A 20848-nucleotide genomic window follows, 5' to 3' on the forward strand; every position below is an offset into this window, starting at 1 on the left:
CGGGCCAGACCCTGCCAAGCCTCCATCCATACACATCATCATCACTGTGGCTTTCACAACACGTACCGCTCACGACCTGTTCTGCCGGCGTCGCCAGGTGCGATACGACCACTCCAGGAACCGCTCCACCCCGCGGACCACGTGTGCGCTGCGGATCGAGGGGAAGACGTCGAAGGCGTGCTGCGCGCCGGAGATCTCCGCGTAGGCGACTTCGCGCTTCGACTTCTCCCGGAGTCGCTGCACGAACTCGCGGGCTTCGCCGACCGGCACCAGCGAATCGTGGACGCCGTGGATGACGAAGAACGGCGGCGCGTCCTCGGTGATCCGGTCCAGGGGCGAGGCGGCGATGTAGTCGTCGAGGAAGTGGTCCGGGTCCTTGTCGGGTGCGAAGACATGCTTCGCGATCAGCGTCTTCAGGCGTGTCTTGCTGGAGCGCCTGCCGCTGGTCGCGGCGAAGTCGTACACGCCGTAGTGCGGGGCGCACGCCTGGATGCTCGTGTCGGCTTCGGTGAAGCCTGGCTGCAGTGTCGGGTCGTTCGCCGTGAGCGCCAGGAGCGCAGCGAGATGCCCGCCCGCCGAGCCGCCGGTCACGGCGACGAACGACGGGTCGCCGCCGTAGCTCTCGGCGTTGTCCCGGATCCAGGCCAGGGCCCGTTTCGCCGCGACGATATGCGCGGGCCAGCGGGCGGCGGGGGAGAGCGGGTAGTTGATCGCGACACAGACCCAGCCGCGTTTGGCCATATGCAGCATCAGCGGCAGGCCCTGCTGGTCCTTGTTGCCGATCACCCAGGCGCCGCCGTGCACCTGCAGCAGGATCGGCGCGCCGGTCACCGGTTCGCGCGGGGAGTAGACGTCCAGCAGGAACCGCTTCCCGCCGGGCGCGTAGGCGATGTTGCGTTCGCGGCGGACCTCCGGGTCGCGCATGCGGAACGGCATGGCCAGCTGGCCCCACGGCGTCGCGAGGTCGGTCGGGCTCGGCGGATGGTCGAGTTCGTCGGTGTAGGCCTTGCCGATGCCCTCGGTCAGGGCGGTCTCGATCTCGCCGCGGGCCCGCTGGGACTGCGCGACCAGTGTGCCGAGACCGGCCGCGGACGCCGCGGCCAGCGCCAGTCCCGCCTTGCTCGACCCACTCCGGTGCCGCGCGACGTGCGCCGCCGCGTCGGCCGCGGTCAGCGCGAGCAGATGCGGCGCGAGTTCCCCGGTGAGCCAGCCCGCGAAGAACGCCGGAACCGCCGTCCGGGCGCCTCTCGGCGGCTTGAGCGCGTTCGCGGTGAGCGCGAGCTGGAGTGCCTGGCGAAGGACGAAACTCGGCTGCATGAGCACCGATCCTACCGCCGGGGACCGGCTAGAACCGGTTGCAGAGTTCGCCTACTGTGACTCTTATGCAGAGATTGAGCGGTCTGGACGCGAGTTTCCTCTACTTGGAGACACCGACCCAGGTCCTGCATGTGTGCGGGCTGCTCACCTTGGACGGTTCGACCATGCCCGGCGGCTACGATTTCGAGCGCTTCAAGGAGAAACTGGCCGAACGGGTGCGGCTGATCCCGGCATTCCGGCGCAAGCTGCACAATCCACTCTGGAATCTGACCCATCCGGTATGGGTCGAGGACGAGGATTTCGACCTCGAAGCCCATGTTCACCGGATCGGCGTACCCGCGCCCGGTGACCGGCGGGAACTGGCCGAGCTCTGCGCCCACATCGCGGGACAGCGGCTGGACCGCGCGCAGCCGCTCTGGCAGTTGCACGTCATCGAAGGCCTGGCGGACGGCGAGATCGCGGTCCTGCTGAAGATGCATCACGCCAGTGTGGACGGCGTCAGCGGCGCCAGCCTGATCACCTATCTCGCCGGTCTCGAACCGGACGCCCCGCCGCCGGAGATCGCCAAGGACGAACGTCGCAACGCGGGAATCCCGGGTGCGCGGGCGTTGCTCGGCGCGGGGCTGACGTCGTTCGTGAAGCGTCCGGCCGAGCTGGTCAAACTGCTGCCCGACCTGCTGGAACTCGTCCCGAAGTGGCTCGGGAAGGCGTTGCGGGGCAAGGGGATGCCGGTTCCGTTCACCGCGCCGCGTACCTCGTTCAACGGGACGATCACCGCACATCGCAGCGTCGCGTACGCCTCTCTGGACCTCGACGAGGTCAAGCAGGTGAAGAACGCCTTCGGGGTGACGGTGAACGACGTCGTCCTCGCCGTCGTTTCCGGTGCCCTGCGGCAGTTCCTGCGGGACCGGGGTGAACTGCCGCAGGATCCGCTGGTGGCGACCGTGCCGGTGTCGGTGCACGAACGGACCGAACGTGACCACGGCAGCAACAAGGTCTCGGCGTTCTTCGCGTCGCTGCCCACCCATCTGGACGATCCCGCCGCGCGTGTGTTCATGCTCGCGGAGTCGAACCGGTTGTCCAAGGATCATCATCACGACATCGACGCCGACATGCTCCAGGACTGGGCGCAGTTCTCGGCGGCGACCATGTTCGGCCTCGCGGTGCGCGCGTATTCGGCGTTGCGCCTGGCCGAACGGCATCCGGTGGTGCACAACCTGGTGGTGTCCAATGTGCCCGGTCCGCCGATGCCGTTGTACCTGCTGGGCTGCCGGATCACCGGGCTCTATCCGCTCGGGCCGGTGTTCCACGGCGCGGGTCTCAACGTGACCGTGCTGTCCAACGCGGGCCGTGTCGACGTCGGCCTGCTCGGCGCGCGCGAACTCACCGGTGACCTGTGGCCGCTGGCCGACCTGTTCCCGGACGCGCTCGCGGAACTGCTCAAAGCCGCGCGTGCACCGAAGTGACCGCCGCGAGCAGTGCGGGGACGAATTCGCTCGCCCGGAGTACGCAGGCCGCGTGCCCGGCCGGGATCTCGTAGGTCGCCGCGCCGGGGATCCGCGCGGCCAGTGAGCGCTGGTGTGCGGGCGCGATGAACCGGTCCCGCGCCGTCACCACCACCGAAACCGGCAGCCGGAGCCGGTAGAGCCAGGCCGTCGAGTCGAACCGGCCGATGGCGTCGACGGCGACGGCGATCGCCCAAGGGCTGGTCGCGCGGAACTCGGCCAGCGCCCATTGGTGATCCCGAAGCCGGCGTCCGGAGGCGCGAGCGGGCCGGTCGGCGAAGCGCGCTTCTTCGCGTAGCCGCCGCATGGCGTGGCCGAAGACGTCGAGCGCGACCCGCTGGCGGAGCCCGCGCCGGAAGTTGCCGGCCGTCGAGCACAGCACCAGTCCGGCGACCCGCTCGGGATACTCGTGCGCCACGAGTTGCCCGACCATGCCGCCCATCGAATACCCGGCGAGTGTGAACCGGCCGATGCCGAGCGCGTCGGCCACCGCGATCACGTCGTCGCGGCAGTCTTCGAGGCCGAACTCCTGCGATCGGATGCCTTGCCCGTGCCAGCGCTGGTCGAACACCACGACGCGGTAGCGCTCGGCGAGCCGCTCCAGCACCGGGTACCAGGTCAGCAAACCCGTACAGGCCACCGAATGCAGCAGGAGGATCGCGGGCGCGTCGCGTGGTCCGGTGTCGACCACGACGGTCTGCCCGCGGCCGGGCAGGGACAAGGGCTCGGGGCGCGGCAGGCCCGCGGTCGGGGGCACGGTGACCAGCCGCCGCGTGGCGTGCCAGCCCGCGCCGCTCAGCGGGGTCCTGGCCATGCGCTGCCGCCGTTTCTCGTGGGGGTTGCCGTCCGGGCGCCTTCCGGTTAAGACTAGAACAGGTTTCAGTATTGTGCCCGTCCGGCCCGGTGAGGAGCCAGTGTGGACTTCCAGTTCGACGAGACGCAGACCGAGGTCACCGCGCTGACCGCGCGCGTGCTCGGCAAGGAGCGCGAGCCTGCCGAGACGTGGCGCGCGCTCGCCGACGCCGGTCTGCTCGCCCTGGCGCTGCCCGCCGAACTCGGCGGTGACGGTCTCGGTGTCGCCGAAGTCGCCTTGGTCCTGACCGAACTCGGTCGCGTGGCCTCGCCGACGCCCGCGCTGGCGTCGCTGGCCTTCGGTGTCCTGCCGGTCGGGGCGCTGGGAGGCCCGGATCAGCGCGCGGCCCTGCTGCCCCCGGTCGCGGCGGGGGAGTCGGTGCTCACGGCCGCGTTGCACGAACCCTCCGCGCCGTTCACCACCCGGCCGGTGACGGCGGCGGAATCGGCGGGTGACTGGCGGCTGAGCGGGGTCAAGGTCGGCGTCCCGTTCGCGGCGGAGGCCACCCGGATCCTCACACCGGCGTCCCTGCCCGGCGGCAGCGGCGTGTTCCTGATCGACCCCCACGCGGACGGCGTCACGCTGACGCCGACGAGAACTTCTTCCGGCACACCGGATTACACGATGACGCTGGATTCCGTGACGGTCACCGACGCCGATCTGCTCAACGGCCACGGTCCGGGTGAGTCGATCGCGACGCTGCATCGGTTCGCGCTCGCGGGCACGGTGGCGTTCGGTGACGGGCTGCTCGCCGGTGCCCTCGCGCTGACTACCAAGCACATCGGCGACCGCGAGCAGTTCGGCCGTCCGCTGGCCGCGTTCCAGGCGGTGGCGCAGCAGATCGCGGACGTCTACGTGGCGTCGCGAACCGTCCAGCTCGCCGCGCGTTCGGCGGTCTGGCGGCTCGCGGCGGGGCTCGACGCCGAGGCGGAACTCGACATCGCGGCGTACTGGCTGGCGGAGGAGGCGCCTGAGGCGCTGGCCGTCTGCCATCACCTGCACGGAGGGGTCGGGGTGGACGAAACCTATCCGCTGCACCGGTTCTCCTCGGCGGTCAAGGATCTCGGACGGACGCTCGGCGGTGCCTCGCATCGGCTGGCCGAGCTGGGCGAACTGGTGGCGGGGTGAAACGATGCTGATCGAATTGACCGCGGCGCAGGAACAGTTGCGCGCGGAACTGCGAGAGTACTTCGCCGGCCTGGTGAGCGCCGACGAACGGCGCGCGATGCTGCGTGAGCGGCACGGCCCGGTGTACCGCGAGATCGTGCGGCGGATGGGCCGCGACGGCCGGCTCGGTGTCGGCTGGCCGGAGGAATACGGCGGCCGTGGTTTCGGCGAGATCGAGCAGCATCTCTTCGTCGACGAGGCCGCCCGCGCCGATGTCCAGCTGCCGTCGGTGACGTTGCAGACCGTCGGGCCCACCTTGCAGGCTTTCGGCACCGAGGCCCAGAAGTCCTTCTTCCTGCCCAAGATCCTGGCCGGAGAGGTGCATTTCGCCATCGGGTACACCGAACCCGACGCCGGGACCGACCTCGCGTCGCTGCGGACGACGGCCGTGCGCGAGGGCGACGAATACGTCGTCAACGGCCAGAAGATCTTCACCACCGGCGGGCACGACGCCGACTACATCTGGCTCGCCGTGCGGACGGCGCCGGACGCGCCGAAGCACAAGGGCATCTCGATCCTCATCATGGACACCCGCGATCCCGGCTATTCGTGGACACCGATCATCACCTGCGACGGCGCACACCACGTCAACGCCACCTACTACTCGGACGTCCGGGTTCCGGCGGACATGCTGGTGGGCAAGGAGAACGAGGGCTGGCGGCTGATCACCACCCAGCTCAACCACGAACGCGTCATGCTCGGCCCGGCCGGGCGGATCGGCGGACTCCACGACCGCGTCCGCGACTGGGCGGCGTCCCGGAAGACACCGGCCGGAACGCCACTGCTGCAGTTACCCGACGTGCGCGACGTGCTCGCGGAAGCGATCGCGACCGCGAGGGTCAACGAATTGCTGAACTGGCAGGTAGCCGCCTCCTCGGCGACCGGACCGGTGGCGGTGGCCGACGCGTCGGCCACCAAGATCATCGGCTCCGAACGTATCCAGCGGCTGGCCAGGAGACTGGAGGAGATCGTGGCTCGACACGGCGATCAGGCCGACGCCGAAACCGCGGAACTGGCGCTGTGGCTGGACGTGGTGGCCAAACGCAATCTGGTGCTGACCTTCGGCGGCGGCGTCAACGAGATCCAGCGTGAGCTGATCGCCACCGCCGGACTCGGTCTGCCGAGGGTGCCGCGATGAGCATCCAAGAAGCGGCCGAACGTATCGCCGCACAAGGCGAATCCGCGCCGAGGGCCGCCCGTGACGCGGTCAACCAGGCGATGGTGAACAACTGGGTCGAGGCCATCGGCGACCGCAATCCCGTCTACGTCGACGAGGAGTTCGCCGCCGAGAGCGTCCACAAGGGACTGGTCGCGCCGCCCGCGATGGCGCAGGTGTGGACGATGGGTGGTCTGCACTGGACACGCGCGTCGGACGATCCGCTCGGCGCGATGATGGAGGTGCTCGACGAAGCCGGGTTCACCTCGGTCGTCGCGACCAACTCCGAGCAGAACTATTTCCGTTACCTCAGGCACGGCGAACGGGTCGAGGCGACCGCGAAGCTCGAAAGTGTCGTCGGGCCGAAACGCACCGCGCTGGGCGAAGGCTGGTTCGTGACGACGAAGACCACTTGGTACGTCGGCGAGGAAGCCGTCGCCGACATGGTGTTCCGGGTGCTGAAGTTCCGTCCGCCGGGCGCCGAACCCGCCCAGGCGGCCGCTCCCGTGCTGCGGCCGGTGATCAGCAAGGACACCGAGTTCTTCTGGGCCGGTCTGCGCGAAGGGGAACTGAGGATCCAGCGGTGGGGTGAAACCCTGCGGCATCCGCCCGGCCCGATGCCGCCGGACGGCGACCTCGACGCGAAGCCGGACCACGTCGTCGCGTCCGGGCGCGGAACGGTCTACAGCTACGTGGTGCACCACCATCCGAAGGTTCCGGGCAAGGAGCTGCCGTTCGTGGTCGCGCTCGTCGAACTGGAGGAAGGCGTCCGGGTGATGGGCGAACTGCTCGACGCCGATCCCGATTCCGTCCATATCGGACTTCCGGTGAAAGCCGCTTTCGTGAAGGTCGACGAGGAACTGACCTTGCCCGCTTGGAGGGTCGCGCGATGAAGGACTGTTCGGCGGGCACCGAATTGCCGCCGCTGACGATCGAAGCCACCCCGACGTTCGTGGTCGGCACCGCGCTGGCGACTCGGGATTTCCAGGACGTCCACCACGACCGCGACGCCGCCGTGCGGCGCGGATCGAATGACATCTTCCTCAACATCCTCACCGACACCGGCCTGGTGCAGCGGTTCGTGACCGACTGGGCGGGGCCGGAGGCGTTCGTGCGGTCGATCAAGATCCGGCTCGGCGTGCCCTGCTACGCCTACGACACCTTGACCTTCACCGGGCGGGTCCTGGCACGCGACGGCGACGACGTGACGATCTCGGTGTCCGGTGTGGACAGTCTCGGCGAGCATGTGACCGGGACCGTGGAACTCACGCTGGGAGGCGAATGATGACGTTGTCCGGGCGGGCCGCGATCGCCGGTATCGGCGCGACGGAGTTCTCGAAGGATTCCGGACGCAGCGAACTGCGGTTGGCGGCGGAGGCCGTTTCGGCCGCGCTGGCCGACGCGGGGCTTTCGCCGTCCGATGTGGACGGCCTGGTCTCGTTCACCATGGACGGCAACAGCGAGATCTCGGTGGCGCGGGAGCTCGGCATCCCCGAGCTCAAGTTCTTCAGCCGGATCCACTACGGCGGCGGGGCGGCCGCCGCGACCGTGCAGCAGGCCGCGATGGCCGTGGCCACCGGCGTCGCGGACGTCGTCGTGGCGTACCGGGCCTTCAACGAGCGGTCCGGGATGCGGTTCGGTCAGGTGTCCTCGGCCGCGGCGGGGCAGGTGAACTCCTCCGGCGTCGACAACGCGTTCCACTACCCGATGGGGATCGCGACGCCGGCCGCGACCGTGGCCATGCTCGCCCGGCGCTACATGCACGAGTACGGGGCGACCAGCGAGGACTTCGGCCGGGTGGCCGTCGTCGACCGCGCTCGCGCCGCGACCAACCCGAAGGCCTGGTTCTACGGCAAGCCGATCACCCTCGAAGACCATCAGGCGTCCCGCTGGGTCGCCGAACCGCTGCACCTGCTCGACTGCTGCCAGGAGAGCGACGGCGGGGTCGCCCTCGTGGTCGTCAGCACCGAGCGGGCGCGCGATCTGCGGCACCGGCCCGCCGTGATCGCGGCGGCCGCGCAGGGGAGTGGTCCGGACCAGTACGTGATGACCAGCTATTACCGTGACGATCTGCCCGCGCTGCCCGAGATGGGCGTCGTCGGACGGCAGTTGTGGGCGCAGTCCGGCCTGGGACCCGGCGACATGGACCTCGCGGTGCTGTACGACCACTTCACCCCTTATGTCCTGATGCAGCTGGAAGAACTCGGCTTCTGCGGGAAGGGCGAGGCCAAGGACTTCATCGGCGGCGGCACCCTGGAACTCGACGGGAAACTCCCGCTCAACCCGCACGGCGGGCAGCTGGGGGAGGCCTACATCCACGGGATGAACGGCATCGCCGAGGGCGTCCGGCAGCTGCGAGGGAGCGCCGTCAACCAGGTCGAGGGTGCTTCACGGGTACTGGTGACCGCCGGTACCGGCGTACCTACGAGCGGGCTGGTCCTGACCGCGGGCTGAGATCACCCCGATGCCCGCTGGTGTACTAGTGCAGTTCCTGCGACGGTGAGAGGAAACCGGCCAGGAGGTGACATGTCTGGACCACTCGTCATCACGTGGACCCTGACCGCGCTGTTCGCGGTACTGGTCCTGCCGTGCGTGCTGCGACTCGTCCGGTTGGACTACGGACGCCTGGGCTCGGCGGTCCGCAACGGCGACCTGGCCGAGCTCCTTCTCGTCGTCGCGATGGTCGCGATGCTGTCCCCGGTCGGCGGCCCCATCCCCGCCGCAGGCTGGCAGGCGGTACTGGCGCTGACCGCGGGCTGGTTCGCGGTCTCATGGTGGCGTGGGCGGCGGTCCGGGCACAGTGCGTGCGGGCACCACGCGGTGGCGTGCGCGGCGATGCTGTTCATGGTGACGTTCATGCCGCACAGCGAGGTCTCGCACGGGCCGTGGCTGGTGATGTCCGGCCCCGAAGCGGCGCCCGCGCTGTGGCTTTCGCTGGCTTTCGGCGTCGCGGCGGCGTATTTCGCGGTGGACGCCGTGCGGGCCGGAGTGTCCGCGGCGCGCGGGGGTTCCAGCGGGGCCGGACAGGTGTCACGGTGGGTGTGCCGGGTCGTCATGGGGCTGGGGATGGGCTACATGCTGCTGGGCGCCGCTGTCTGACGTCTCGTGCCGCGATTCGCCGCCTGCTCGCGCCGGTGGTGTTGCGAAAGCCACTTTCGCAACACTGAACGTTGCGAAAGTGGCTTTCGCAACACCACCCGGGCTCTCGGCCGGACACCTTCGCCTACCGCCGAGGGAACCCGAATCACCAGTCACGAGCCCTGTACGCGCCGGACTACACCTTCTTCGGCCGGTTCAGCGGTGGGCAGCCCTTCGGCCGGGTTGTCCGCGGCCCATTTCGCGGCGTTGGCGATGTCCTTGTCGAGCGCGGCGATCAGTGCCTCCGACGACGGGTACTTCTCCTGCTCACGCAGGTGGTGGCCCAGCCAGACGGTCAGCGTCTCGCCGTAGAGGTCGCCGCCGAAGTCCAGCAGATGTGCCTCGACGAGCCGGTAGCCGTCCGCGCCGTAGTACGTCGGACGCCTGCCGACCGAGACCGCGGCCGCGATCCGGGTGCCGTCGGCACGTTCGGCCCAGCCCGCCCACACTCCGTCGCCGACCTGGCCGTCCTGGTCGCGCAGCGCGATGTTCGCGGTCGGGAAACCCAGTTCCCGCCCCCGCTGATCGCCCTTCTCCACCTGGCCACGGACCACGAAGAACTCCGCCGTCATGCCGCTCCCGTCCCTGACGTCACGAAAGCCATGAATACCACGAGCCGCATTCCAGGTCGACCGCCGTCCACGGCACGAGAGTGCCCGAAGTGTCCACTGTGTACTCGGTCACGTCGTGACGAGGCGGTATCCGAGGTCGAGCTCGGTCCGGCCCAGCAGGCCGACGTGATGCCGGTGCCAGTGCCCGTCGGCGAGGTCGGCGCGCAGCCTGCCGACCGCCGCCGCGACGACGTTCTGATCCAGCAGCGCCACGCCGGACATCCCGGCGCGCACGCGGTCCGACAGGTAGGCCTCCGGCCTGCGCCAGTACGCGCCGAGGAAGCCGTCGACGCAGTCCGAGGGCACCGGCAGCGGCTCCACCTTCGGCGTCTCGCCCGCCGCTGTCAGCTCTTCGACGACCCTGTCGAGACAGGCCAGCCGGCTCTCGTGTTCGGCGATCTCCGGCAGGTAGTCCCGCACCAGCCAGAACCGGGCGAACACCGCCTGATCCCAGGTCACGATCACCTGGCGACGGGACACGCGGCGCAGTTCGGCCAGTCCGGCGGTCACGTCCGTCCAGTGGTGCACGGTGAGCACCGCGAGGCCGGCGTCGAAGGCGCCGTCGGGGAAAGGCAGTTCTTCGGCACACGCTTGGACCGAGGGGGCCGCGTCGGCTGGACGCTGCCCGATCATCCGCGACGACGGCTCGACGGCGACGACGCGGCGGTCTCCGGGTTCGTAGGAACCGGCACCGGCGCCGACGTTGACCACCGAGCCGGCGTCGCCGAGGGCGGAGGTCACGGCGGCCGCGATCCGGGGATCCGGACGCCTCGATCGCGCGTAGTCCCGGCCGAGAACGGCATACGGGTCGGTGATCAGGGAGCGCACCCGAGCCAGTTTAGCCAGAGCCCTTACCTGCGGCGATAAGGATTCAGTCTGTCGTGGTCATTAAAGTGTCCGAAAGAACAGGAGCGTCGTCCCGCTCGGGTGCCGTGGTCGTGATCAGCAGCCCGGCGGGCTCCCGCCAGACCCGGGTCCGCAGCGGCTCGCCGGGGAAGACGACGCCGGCGAACTTCGCCGAGAACGACGCGACGCGGGAAGTGTCGCCGTCGAGGAGTTCGTCGGTGACGGCCTTCGCGACGACGCCGTAGGTGCACAGGCCGTGCAGGATCGGCTTGTCGAAGCCGGCCGCCGCGGCGAACGCGGGATCGGCGTGGAGCGGGTTCCGGTCGCCGCAGAGCCGGTAGAGCAGCGCCTGCTGCGGCAGTGTCGGGGTGTCGATGACCACGTCCGGTTCCCGGGACGGGGGCTCGACCTTGTCGGACGGTCCGCGTTCGCCGCCGAAACCCCCCTCGCCACGGGCGAAGATGCTCGACCGCAACGTCCACAGTGGAGTCCCGTCGGAGTCGGTGGCGACCGTCTCGTTCACGATCACCGCGGCCTTCCCCTTGTCGAAGACGTCGACGATCCGGGTCCGCGCCACCGCCTTGCCCGACGCCGGGATCGGCCGGTGCGCGATCACCTCCTGCTTGCCGTGCAGCACCTTCCCGAGGTCGACCTCGACGCCGGGGAACGACACGGCGGGCGGCTCGAACACGCGCAGGTTGGCCGCCACCGTCGCGAACGTCGGCAGGACCTGGAGCCCGTCCTCGTAGGTGTACCGCAGTTCACGCGGGCTCATCGGATCCGAGCCCGCGCCCAGCGCCAGGTGGTACAGCTGCACGTCCGACGCCGTCCAGGCGAAGCTCACCTCGCCGAGGTCGGCGCCGATCGCGACCGAAGGATCGATGGGCACGAAGAACTCCTACTCGTAGGTGACGACGACCTCGTCGGTCAGCGGCAGGGACTGGCACGCCAGCACGATGCCTTCGGCGATGTCGTCGCCGTCGAGGACCTCGTTGTTGAGCATCTTCACCTCGCCGGAGGTGATCCGGCAAGCGCAGGCGCTGCACTGGCCCTCGCGGCATGAATACGGTGCGTCGAAACCCTTTTCCAGCAACAGGTCCAGCAGCTTCGTCCGGCGCGGCCAGTCCAGTTTCCTGGTCTCGCCGTCGAGGGTGACCTCGACTCCGGCCGGCGCCTCGGCCTCTTCGACGGCGACCGGTTCGGCCACCTCGAACGGATTCCCGCCGAGGGAAAGGAACCGCTCCAGGTGGATCCGCTTGCGCGGCAGGCCGAGGTCCTTGAGCACCGTACGCGCGGCGTCCATGAACGGCCCGGGCCCGCAGATGAACGCCTCGTGCGCCGTGTACGGCGTCACCAGTGCGCGCAGCCGAGCCTCGGTCGGCAGGCCCTGCAGGCTTTCCAGCCAGTGCACGACGACCAGCCTGTCCTGGTGGCGAGCGGCGAGGTCCGCCAGTTCCCGCGCGAAGATCACCGACTGTTCGTCGCGATTCGCGTAGAGCAGCACCACCTTGCCGGTTCCGTGCTCCAGCGCGGACTTCAGGATCGACATCACCGGCGTGATCCCGCTCCCGCCCGCGAGCAGCAGGAAGTCCTCGTTCAGCGAACCGGGGCTGAACACCCCGGCCGGCGGGAGGACCTGGACCTCCTGGCCCGCGCGGAGGTTGTCGCAGAGCCAGTTCGACCCATAGCCGTCGGCCGTGCGTTTCACCGTGACCTGGACGCGGTCCTCGTGCGGCGCGCTGGAAAGCGAATAGCAGCGGGCGACCGATCCGGTCCGGTCGCTCGGCACCCGCACGGTGAGGAACTGGCCTGGGGTGTAAGCGAACAGCGAGGCGTGCTCGGCCGGGATGTCGAACACGATCGAGGAGGCATCGGCCGTTTCGGTGATCACCTCGGCCACGGTCACGGTGACGGGGCCGCTCATTCGGGCACCTCCAGCAGACCGTCCTTCAACGCGGCGTCGATACTGTCGCTGAGGTTGCCGCAGGTGTCGAGCAACGCCGTCTGCGCCCCGGAGGCCGCCTGCGCGGCGAACACCGGGCAACTGCGGGCGGCGTCGGTCGTCCACTGGATGCTGGTGTGCTGCATGCTGTTCTTCTTGACCAGCACACAGGTCCCGCACGCCCGGCAGTTCAGCGGCCGCAGCCCGGCGGTCAGGAACTCGACGGTCTCGGGCTTCACACCCCGGCCTCTTCCGACTGCTGACGCGCGAGGTTCTCGGCCACCTCCGCCGACCAGACCTCGTTTGCGCGGCTGGTGTCCACCTCGAACTCGAACCGCCGCGTCATGTCCTCGGTGACGTCGGCGGCGTCCACATAGAACTGGTCGTACCAGCGGCGCAACTGGTACACCGGCCCGTCTTCCTCGCACAGCAAGGGGTTGTCGATCCGCGTCTTGTTGCGCCAGATCTCCACGTCCTGCAGGAACCCGACGCCGATGCCCTTGGCGAACTTCCCGGCGATCTTGTCCGCGTGCTCGTCCGAGACGCCCTCGAACTTCTTCACGCTCACGCCCCACTGCAGGACGAACGAGTTCTCGGTGACCGGGTAGTGGCAGTTGATCAGCACGTTCTCGATCTCGAAACCCTGGTAGGTGTTGAGCAACGTGTTGATCATGTACGACGGTCCGAAGTACGACGCCTCGGACCGCAGCAGGTTCTCCTCGCCGCCGTAGTTGGACGCCATTCCCTTGTCCGGACGGCCTTTCGTGTTCAGGTACTGGGTGGCGACATGGCCCTCGAACACGTTCTTGAAGTAGGTCGGGAAGGCGTAGTGGATGTAGAAGAAGTGCGCCATGTCGACCATGTTGTCGATGATCTCGCGGCAGTTGGAGCCCTCGATCAGCACCGAGTCCCAGGTCCAGTTGCTCCACTCGCCGTTGAACACACCCTCGATCCGGGGGATGACGACGTCCTCGGGTGGCGGGTTGCCTTCCGGGTCGTGCCAGACGAAGAGCTGCTTGTTCTCTTCCAGTACCGTCCACGACTTCGTCCGCGCTCGCAGCGGAACCCTTTTGGCGTAAGGGATCGAGACGCATTTGCCGGTGCCGTTCCAGCGCCAGTCGTGGAACGGGCAGGCGATCTCGTCGCCCTTGACCTCGCCCTGGGTGAGATCGCCGCCCATATGGCGGCAGTACCCGTCGAGCACCTTCAGCGCCCCGGACGAGTCGGCGAAGACCACCAGCTTCGTCCCGAACGCCGTGATGGCGTGCGGTTTCCCGTCCCGGAACGGCTCGGCCAGGCCGAGACAGTGCCAGCCGCGCGCGAACCGCGAAGGGGGCGCGCCCGCGTCGATCTGCCGTACGGATTCCGTCGTCATCGGCTGCCTCCCGTTTGACCGTGATCTTGCTGCGCGAGGTGCTCGGCCGCAAGGTAGCCGAACACCATCGCCGGGCCGATCGTCGCGCCGGGGCCGGCGTAGGTGCGGCCCATCACCGCCGCGCTCGTATTGCCCGCCGCGTACAGTCCTTCGATCACCGACCCGTCCTCGCGCAGGACGCGCGCGTGCCGGTCGATCCTCAAGCCGCCCTTGGTGCCCAGGTCGCCGGGCACGATCTTCACCGCGTAGTACGGCGCGACGTCCAGCGGGCCCAGGCTCGGGTTGGGCTTGTTCCGCGGATCGCCGTAGTAGTGGTCGTACGCGCTGCGTCCGCGGTGGAAGTCCTCGTCCTCACCGGCGCGGGCGAAGCCGTTGAATCGCCGGATGGTGCTCTCCAGCGCCTCGGCCGGGACCTCGATCCGCTCGGCGAGTTTCGCGATCGTGCTCGCTTTGACCGCGATGCCCGCTTTGAACCAGCGGCCGGGCAGTGGCTGGCGCGGGCCGAGGCCGGTGAACATGTACCGGTTGCGGTAGCGCTGGTCGAACACCAGCCAGGTCGGGATGTTCTCGCCCGGACCGCTGTGCACGTCGCCCTCGCCGTACATCGCGTGCACGGCCTCGACGTACGGAGCCGACTCGTTAGCGAACCGCTCGCCCCGCATGTTGACCATCAGGCAGCCCGGCCGCGATCGCTCGGCGAGTGCGAACCACGGGCCGCCGGTGAGCGGGATCGACGGACCCCACCAGGCGTCGTCCATCAGGTCGGTGGCCGCGCCGAGTTTGAGCCCGGCGCCGATCGCGTCGCCGGTGTTGGCCTCGGCGCCGACGGTCCACTCGGTCCCGATGGGCGCCCGCTGGTACTTGGCCCGCATCTCCTCGTTGTGCTCGAATCCGCCGGCGCCGAGGACGACTCCGAGCCGTGAGCGGATCAGGATCTCCTCACCCTGATGGAGGACCACGACGCCGGTCACGCGATCGTTCTCGACCTTGAGGTCCAGCAGCGGCGAGTTCAGCCAGACGGTGACGTTCTCCCGCCGGAGACCCTCACGCAGACCGGCCGCAAGCGCTTGCCCCATGGAAAGGAGCCGCTGACGGCGGATCCGGCCGACCAGCCAGCGGCCGCCGAGACCGAGGACGCGGAGGATCCCGCGCGGATGCCGGGCGAGCAGGCTCAGCCATCGGTAATCCGCCTGGGTGATCGGGACGCCGAGCGGGGGAGCGCTGTACGGCGGCTCCAGATTCGCCAGTTCCGGCCCGAGGACGTTGCCGTCGAGGGCGACCGGTTCGACCGAGCGCCCGCCGGGGCGACCGCCCGGCGCTTCGGGGTGGTAGTCCGAGTAGTCGCGGACCCATCGGAAGCGCAGCGGGGTCTTGTCGCAGACGAAGGACAGGACCTCGGGACCGCGGTCGAGGAAGGCCGACCGGAGTTCGGCCGGGACGACGTCCCCGACGATCGACTCGAGGTACTCGTGCGCCCGCTCGGGCGGCTCGTCGATCCCGGCCGCGCGCAGCGCGTGGTTGCCGGGAATCCAGACACCGCCGCCGGAACGCGCGGTGGAGCCGCCGAAGTGGGCGGCCTTCTCCACGACCAGGACCTCGAGTCCCCGATGGGCTGCGGACAGTGCGGCGGTCATCCCGGCGGCACCACTGCCCGCCACGATCACGTCGTACTCCATACGCCCCTCACCTGGAACACGTTGTAGGAAGCATTTAGCAGCATCCGCGCTGCTCCAGTCACCATAGACGAGAACGTGTTCTAGTTCTAGGGTGGGCTCATGGACTCCCTAGTCGCGGATGTGGTGATCGTGGGTTTCGGGGCGGCCGGCGCCTGTGCGGCGATCGAAGCCGCGGACGCGGGCGCCAAGGTGCTCGTCCTGGACCGGTTCTCCGGCGGTGGCGCGAGTGCCGTGAGCGGCGGGGTCGTCTACGCCGGTGGCGGGACCGCGCAGCAGCGGGACGCGGGCGTCGACGATTCGGTCGACGCGATGTACGACTACCTGCGGCTCGAGGTCGGCGACGTCGTCTCCGAGGACACCCTGCGCCGGTTCTGCGCGGGCAGTACGGAAATGGTCACCTGGCTGGAGGGCAACGGGGTGCCTTTCGAGGGCAGCCTGTGCCCGTACAAGACGTCCTATCCCAGCGACAAGCACTACCTCTACTACTCGGGGAGCGAGGCGGCGGGCGGTTTCCGTGACGCGGCCAAGCCCGCGCCGCGCGGACACCGCGTCAAAGGGCCCGGGACCTCGGGAAAGCTGCTGATGGAACGGCTGGCCGACGCCGTCCGGCGTCGCGGTGTCGAGGTGCTGCCGCAGACCGCGGCGCGGAATCTGATCGTGGACGACGACGGGGTCGTGACGGGTGTCGTCGTGTCCACCCTGCGAGACGCGCCCGCCCGGATCCGGGCGGCACATCGGAAGCTGGCCGCGTACGCCGCGAAACCCGGGATCTACGTGCCGTCGCTGCGGAAGTCGCTGCATCGGCGGGTGGAGCGGATCGAACGTCGCTATGGCCGTGAGCTGCGGATCTCCGCCCGTCGCGGGGTCGTCCTCGCGGCGGGCGGGTTCATCGCGAACCGCGAGATGGTGCGTGAGCACGCGCCCGCGTATCGCGGTGGTCTGGCACTCGGGACGTCGGCCGACGACGGTTCCGGGATCCGGATGGGCGTCGAGGCGGGCGGGGCCACCGGGGAACTCGGGCGGATCTCCGCGTGGCGGTTCATCACGCCGCCGTCGGCGTTCCTCGGCGGCCTTCTCGTGGACAAGTCGGGCGGCCGGATCATCGACGAATCCCGCTACGGCGCGGCCGTCGGCGAACGCATGATCACCGAGCACGAAGGACGCGGCTGGCTGCTGGTCGACGACGCCATCGTGGGCGACGTCCGGCGCGACGCCCGCGGGCAAAGCCAGTGGTTCCAAGGACTTCAAGTGCGCTACCTGCTGCGGCAACGGGTCGTCGCCGATTCGCTCGAAGACGTCGCGAGCAAAGCGGGCATCGATCCGGCCGGGCTGGCCGCCACCGTCGAGGCGTCCCGGTCGGGTGCGGATCCGGTGGGCAAACCCGCCGAGTTCGCGCGGCCGCTGGACCGGCCGCCGTACTCGCTGATCGACGTCTCGATCCGGCCGAATCTCGGCTATCCGTGCCCGATGCTGACGCTGGGCGGCCTGGTCGTCGACGAGGAGACCGGGGCGGTGCGGTCCGCCGCCGGCGCCCCGATTCCCGGTCTGTACGCCGCCGGCCGGACCGCGGTGGGAATCTGTTCTAGGTCCTATGTGAGCGGTCTGTCGCTGGCCGACTGCGTGTTTTCCGGGCGGCGAGCGGGATCACATAGCGCCCTCGACCGGGGATCGGTCGACAAAAACGAGAACGTGTTCTAGTCTTGAACTCGGTTCACGGTGTCTGGCGAGAGAGGGAACGCATATGAGCGAGCACGCCGCACAGGACGTGATCGCGGGGATCCGCGAGCTGCTGCCGGTCCTTCGGGAGCGGGCGCAGGAGGCGGAGGACGCCCGGCGCATTCCCGAGGAGTCCGTCAAATCCCTGCAGGAGACCGGGTTCTTCAAGCTCCTGCAGCCGAAGACGTTCGGCGGGCTCGAAGCCGACCCGGTGAGCTTCTACACCGCGGTCAAACTCATCGCGAGCGCCTGCGGGTCCACGGGCTGGGTCGCCTCCATCCTCGGCGTCCACCCGTGGCACCTCGGGCTGTTCGAGGCACAGGCGCAGCAGGACGTCTGGGGGGACGACGCCGACGTCCGCGTCTCCTCTTCGTACGCGCCGATGGGCAAGGCGGACGTCGTCGACGGCGGCTACCGGCTGAGCGGCCGCTGGAGTTTCTCCTCGGGCTGCGACCACGCGACCTGGGTGCTGCTGGGCGGTCCGGTGTTCAAGGACGGGAAGCCCGTCGACTTCTGCACCTACCTGGTGCCGATCGCCGACTACACGATCGAAGACGTCTGGGACACCGTCGGCCTGCGCGGCACCGGGTCCAACGACATCATCGTGAACGACGTCTTCGTCCCGAAACACCGCGCGCTCAGCTTCATCGCGACGTCGAAGTGCAAGACGCCGGGCCAGGAGATCAATCCCGGGCCGCTGTACAAACTCCCGTACGGTTCGGTGCATCCGAGCACGATCACCGCGCCCATCATCGGGATGGCACAGGGTGCCTACGACGCCCACGTGGAGTACCAGGGCAAGCGCGTCCGCGCGGCGTACGCGGGCGAGCAGTCCAAAGAGGACCCGTTCGCCAAGGTGCGCATCGCCGAGGCGGCGAGTGAGATCGACGCGGCCTGGCTGCAGCTGACGCACAACATCGACGAGCTGTACCAGTTGGCCTGCAAGGGAGAGAAGCTCCCGTTCCCCACGCGGCTGCGCGTCCGCCGCGATCAGGTCCGCGGCACCGAGCGCGCGATCTTCGCGATCGACAGGCTCTTCGAGAACTCCGGCGGCCGCGCCTTGCAGGCCGGGACGCCGATCCAGCGGTTCTGGCGTGACGCGCACGCCGGCCGGGTGCACGCGGCGAACGACGCCGAGCGCGCCTACGTCATGTTCGGAACCGGTGCCTTCGGGCTGCCCGTCGAGAATGCGATGGTCTGATGACGGAAGGCAAGTACGTCACCGTCCAAGATGGACTCAAGCTGCACTACCACGAGGCGGGAGGGGAACATCCGGAGACGGTGATCCTCCTGCACGGCGGTGGTCCCGGCGCTTCGGCCTGGAGCAACTTCGGCCGTAACCTGCCGGTGTTCGCGAAGAACTACCGCGTGCTCGCGATCGACCAGCCGGGATTCGGCCGGTCGGACAAGCCGACCGAGCATCCGCAGTACTTCCGCCACAGCGCGGACGCCGTCGTCGGGCTGATGGACGCACTCGGCATCGAGCGAGCCCACTTCGTCGGCAACTCGCTCGGCGGCGGGGCGGCCGTGCGGCTCGCGCTGAACCATCCGAAACGCGCCGGACGGCTCGTGCTGATGGGCCCGGGCGGGTTGAGCGTGAACCTGTTCGCGCCCGATCCCACCGAGGGCATCAAGAACCTCGGGCGGTTCAGCGCCCCGCCGGGGCCGAGCCGCGAAAAGCTCGAAGCCTTCCTGCGGGTCATGGTGCACGACCAGTCCCTGATCACCGACGAACTCGTCGACGAGCGGTTCGCCGCCGCGAGCGCGCCCGAGTCGCTGGCCGCGATGAAGGCGATGGGGAAGTCGTTCGCCCAGCCCGACACCTACGAGGAGGGCATGCTCTGGCGTGAGGCACACCGCCTGCGTCAGCGGGTGCTGCTCATCTGGGGCAGGGAGGACCGGGTCAACCCGCTCGACGGCGCACTGCTCGCGCTCAAGACGATCCCGCGCGCCCAGCTGCACGTGTTCGGCGGTTGCGGCCACTGGGCGCAACTGGAGAAGTTCGACGAGTTCAACCGGCTGGCACTCGACTTCCTGGGAGCCTCCTGATGGGTATCCGTTCTCTCGCCTACCTTCGCATCGAGGCCACCGACATGGCCGCGTGGCGCGAATACGGGCTGAAGGTCCTCGGCATGGTGGAGGGCTCCGGTACGAATCCGGACGCGCTCTATCTGCGGATGGACGACTTCCCGGCGCGACTGGTCATCTTCCCCGGCGAACACGACCGGCTCGCGGTGGCGGGCTGGGAGGTCGCGAACGCCGGCGAACTCGACGAGATCCGGGCATCGCTCGACGCGCACTCCGTGCCGTACAAGGAAGGCACGCCGGATCAGCTGGCCGACCGGCGTGTCGACGGTCTGGTGTCCTTCGAGGACCCGTCCGGCAACACGCTCGAAGTCTTCCACGGTGTCGCGTTGCAGCACCGGCGCGTCGTGAGCCCCTATGGCCACAAGTTCGTGACCGGCGAACAGGGGCTGGGGCACGTCGTACTGTCCACACACGACGATGAAGCCGCCTTGCGCTTCTACCGTGACGTACTCGGATTCCGTTTGCGTGACTCGATGAAGCTGCCGCCGCAGATGGTCGGCAGGCCCGCGGACGGCGCCCCGGCATGGCTGCGGTTCTTCGGCTGCAACCCGCGTCACCACAGTCTCGCGTTCCTCCCGATGCCGACGCCGAGCGGCATCGTGCACCTCATGGTCGAAGTGGAGAACACCGACGACGTCGGCCTCTGCCTCGACCGGGCCATCCGCCGGAAGGTGCCGATGTCGGCGACCCTCGGGCGGCACGTCAACGATCTGATGCTCTCGTTCTACATGAAGACCCCCGGCGGATTCGACGTCGAATACGGCTGCGAAGGCCGGCAAGTGGACGACGAGAGCTGGATCGCCCGAGAGAGTACGGCGGTTTCCTTGTGGGGACACGACTTTTCGGTCGGCGCGCGGCCGCACGGGCAGTCGTGACCCCGGTGACGGACGTCGAATCCGAGATCGATCCGGCGCGGTTCCGTTCGGTGCTCGGCCACTTCTGCACCGGTGTCGCGGTGGTGACCGGGCACGACGGCCGGGCTCCGGTGGGCTTCGCGTGCCAGTCGTTCGCGGCGCTCTCCCTGGACCCGCCGCTGGTCTTGTTCTGTCCTGCCAAGACTTCCCGGACCTGGGCGGTGCTAGCCGAGTCCGGCCGGTTCGCCGTCAACGTGCTCGCCGAGGACCAGCAGGACGTCAGCGCGGTGTTCGGATCCCGCGGGCAGGACAAGTTCGCCTCCGTCGACTGGTCGCCCGCCCCGTCCGGATCCCCTTTGCTGGCAGGGGCTTTGACGTGGATCGACTGCACCCTCGAAGCCGTGCACGAAGCGGGCGACCACTTCGTCGTCGTCGGCCGGGTCACCGCGCTCGGGGAGCCGTCCGACGGCAGGCCGCTGTTGTTCCACCGGGGGCGCTATACCGTCACCGAGCCGGTGACGGACGAGCTCGCGGCGCTCATGCCGTGGCCGCGGCCCGACGATTGGCTATAGCCGTAAAAACGTAAAACTGGATAAACGAAAAA

General features: G+C 69.1%; 21 protein-coding genes. 12 read left to right on the forward strand and 9 right to left on the reverse strand.

Annotated features, from left to right (window positions below; genetic code table 11):
* Positions 1-69: 69 nt before the first annotated feature.
* Positions 70-1317 (reverse strand): alpha/beta hydrolase, encoded by a 1248-nt coding sequence (locus H5J31_RS15730; protein WP_181773317.1) that lies wholly within the window; start codon positions 1315-1317, stop codon positions 70-72.
* Between the two features lie 65 nt (positions 1318-1382).
* On the opposite strand from H5J31_RS15730, the gene H5J31_RS15735 reads away from it, so the two are divergent.
* Positions 1383-2783, forward strand: coding sequence for a WS/DGAT/MGAT family O-acyltransferase (locus tag H5J31_RS15735; RefSeq protein WP_181773318.1), 1401 nt, complete (start codon positions 1383-1385; stop codon positions 2781-2783).
* On the opposite strand, the gene H5J31_RS15740 is transcribed toward H5J31_RS15735, so the two are convergent.
* Positions 2758-3636: an alpha/beta fold hydrolase gene (locus H5J31_RS15740; RefSeq protein ID WP_181773319.1), complete on the reverse strand. Its 879-nt coding sequence runs from the start codon at positions 3634-3636 to the stop codon at positions 2758-2760. The two genes, H5J31_RS15735 and H5J31_RS15740, sit on opposite strands and share 26 nt — an antisense overlap.
* Positions 3637-3738: 102 nt before the next feature.
* Here H5J31_RS15740 and H5J31_RS15745 point away from each other — a divergent pair, with 102 nt between their 5' ends.
* The 6 genes from H5J31_RS15745 to H5J31_RS15770 all read left to right on the forward strand — a co-directional run bounded on the left by H5J31_RS15745 (position 3739) and on the right by H5J31_RS15770 (position 9097).
* Entirely contained in the window at positions 3739-4803 is a 1065-nt protein-coding gene (locus H5J31_RS15745) for an acyl-CoA dehydrogenase family protein (RefSeq protein WP_181773320.1), read from the forward strand.
* A gap of 4 nt (positions 4804-4807) precedes the next feature.
* On the forward strand, positions 4808-5980 hold the full coding sequence (locus tag H5J31_RS15750; RefSeq protein WP_181773321.1) for an acyl-CoA dehydrogenase family protein: 1173 nt from the start codon (positions 4808-4810) through the stop codon (positions 5978-5980).
* Positions 5977-6891, forward strand: a complete 915-nt coding sequence (locus H5J31_RS15755) for a bifunctional MaoC family dehydratase N-terminal/OB-fold nucleic acid binding domain-containing protein (protein ID WP_181773322.1) — start codon at positions 5977-5979, stop codon at positions 6889-6891. Before H5J31_RS15750 ends, H5J31_RS15755 begins: the two co-directional genes overlap by 4 nt.
* Complete coding sequence (locus H5J31_RS15760; RefSeq protein ID WP_181773323.1) at positions 6888-7283, forward strand: MaoC family dehydratase; 396 nt, start codon at positions 6888-6890, stop codon at positions 7281-7283. The genes H5J31_RS15755 and H5J31_RS15760 overlap by 4 nt, the downstream gene beginning before the upstream one ends.
* The gene (locus H5J31_RS15765) at positions 7283-8452 is read left to right on the forward strand and encodes a lipid-transfer protein (RefSeq protein ID WP_181773324.1); all 1170 of its coding nucleotides are present in this window, start codon (positions 7283-7285) and stop codon (positions 8450-8452) included. Before H5J31_RS15760 ends, H5J31_RS15765 begins: the two co-directional genes overlap by 1 nt.
* Before the next feature lie 72 nt (positions 8453-8524).
* Positions 8525-9097 carry a DUF5134 domain-containing protein gene (locus H5J31_RS15770; RefSeq protein ID WP_181773325.1) on the forward strand — a complete coding sequence of 191 codons (573 nt, stop codon included), beginning with the start codon at positions 8525-8527 and terminating at the stop codon, positions 9095-9097.
* Positions 9098-9249: 152 nt separating this feature from the next.
* On the opposite strand, the gene H5J31_RS15775 is transcribed toward H5J31_RS15770, so the two are convergent.
* The 7 genes from H5J31_RS15775 to kstD form a co-directional block, all read right to left on the reverse strand.
* Positions 9250-9708 carry a riboflavin kinase gene (locus tag H5J31_RS15775; RefSeq protein WP_181773326.1) on the reverse strand — a complete coding sequence of 153 codons (459 nt, stop codon included), beginning with the start codon at positions 9706-9708 and terminating at the stop codon, positions 9250-9252.
* A gap of 108 nt (positions 9709-9816) precedes the next feature.
* Complete coding sequence (locus tag H5J31_RS15780; RefSeq protein WP_181773409.1) at positions 9817-10566, reverse strand: class I SAM-dependent methyltransferase; 750 nt, start codon at positions 10564-10566, stop codon at positions 9817-9819.
* Positions 10567-10618: 52 nt separating this feature from the next.
* Positions 10619-11482, reverse strand: a complete 864-nt coding sequence (locus H5J31_RS15785; protein ID WP_181773327.1) for a MaoC/PaaZ C-terminal domain-containing protein — start codon at positions 11480-11482, stop codon at positions 10619-10621.
* Between the two features lie 9 nt (positions 11483-11491).
* Positions 11492-12517: a ferredoxin--NADP reductase gene (locus H5J31_RS15790; RefSeq protein WP_181773328.1), complete on the reverse strand. Its 1026-nt coding sequence runs from the start codon at positions 12515-12517 to the stop codon at positions 11492-11494.
* Positions 12514-12774 (reverse strand): hypothetical protein, encoded by a 261-nt coding sequence (locus H5J31_RS15795; RefSeq protein ID WP_181773329.1) that lies wholly within the window; start codon positions 12772-12774, stop codon positions 12514-12516. Before H5J31_RS15795 ends, H5J31_RS15790 begins: the two co-directional genes overlap by 4 nt.
* Positions 12771-13910: a Rieske 2Fe-2S domain-containing protein gene (locus H5J31_RS15800; protein ID WP_181773330.1), complete on the reverse strand. Its 1140-nt coding sequence runs from the start codon at positions 13908-13910 to the stop codon at positions 12771-12773. The genes H5J31_RS15795 and H5J31_RS15800 overlap by 4 nt, the downstream gene beginning before the upstream one ends.
* Positions 13907-15586: a 3-oxosteroid 1-dehydrogenase gene (gene kstD / locus H5J31_RS15805; RefSeq protein ID WP_181773331.1), complete on the reverse strand. Its 1680-nt coding sequence runs from the start codon at positions 15584-15586 to the stop codon at positions 13907-13909. Before kstD ends, H5J31_RS15800 begins: the two co-directional genes overlap by 4 nt.
* A 99-nt stretch (positions 15587-15685) precedes the next feature.
* Between kstD and H5J31_RS15810 the strand changes: the two genes are divergently transcribed.
* The 5 genes from H5J31_RS15810 to hsaB are packed head-to-tail and all read left to right on the forward strand — an operon-like array spanning position 15686 to position 20816.
* On the forward strand, positions 15686-17284 hold the full coding sequence (locus H5J31_RS15810; protein ID WP_181773332.1) for an FAD-binding protein: 1599 nt from the start codon (positions 15686-15688) through the stop codon (positions 17282-17284).
* 43 nt (positions 17285-17327) lie between these two features.
* Entirely contained in the window at positions 17328-18503 is a 1176-nt protein-coding gene (gene hsaA, locus H5J31_RS15815) for a 3-hydroxy-9,10-secoandrosta-1,3,5(10)-triene-9,17-dione monooxygenase oxygenase subunit (protein WP_181773333.1), read from the forward strand.
* Positions 18503-19351, forward strand: coding sequence for a 4,5:9,10-diseco-3-hydroxy-5,9,17-trioxoandrosta-1(10),2-diene-4-oate hydrolase (hsaD, locus tag H5J31_RS15820; RefSeq protein WP_181773334.1), 849 nt, complete (start codon positions 18503-18505; stop codon positions 19349-19351). Before hsaA ends, hsaD begins: the two co-directional genes overlap by 1 nt.
* Positions 19351-20265: an iron-dependent extradiol dioxygenase HsaC gene (hsaC, locus tag H5J31_RS15825; protein WP_181773335.1), complete on the forward strand. Its 915-nt coding sequence runs from the start codon at positions 19351-19353 to the stop codon at positions 20263-20265. The genes hsaD and hsaC overlap by 1 nt, the downstream gene beginning before the upstream one ends.
* A complete protein-coding gene (gene hsaB / locus H5J31_RS15830) occupies positions 20262-20816 on the forward strand; it encodes a 3-hydroxy-9,10-secoandrosta-1,3,5(10)-triene-9,17-dione monooxygenase reductase subunit (protein ID WP_181773336.1) in 555 nt (184 codons plus the stop codon). The genes hsaC and hsaB overlap by 4 nt, the downstream gene beginning before the upstream one ends.
* The last annotated feature ends 32 nt before the right edge of the window (positions 20817-20848 follow it).

Source organism: Amycolatopsis pittospori, assembly GCF_013870525.1.
Lineage (GTDB): Bacteria > Actinomycetota > Actinomycetes > Mycobacteriales > Pseudonocardiaceae > Amycolatopsis > Amycolatopsis pittospori.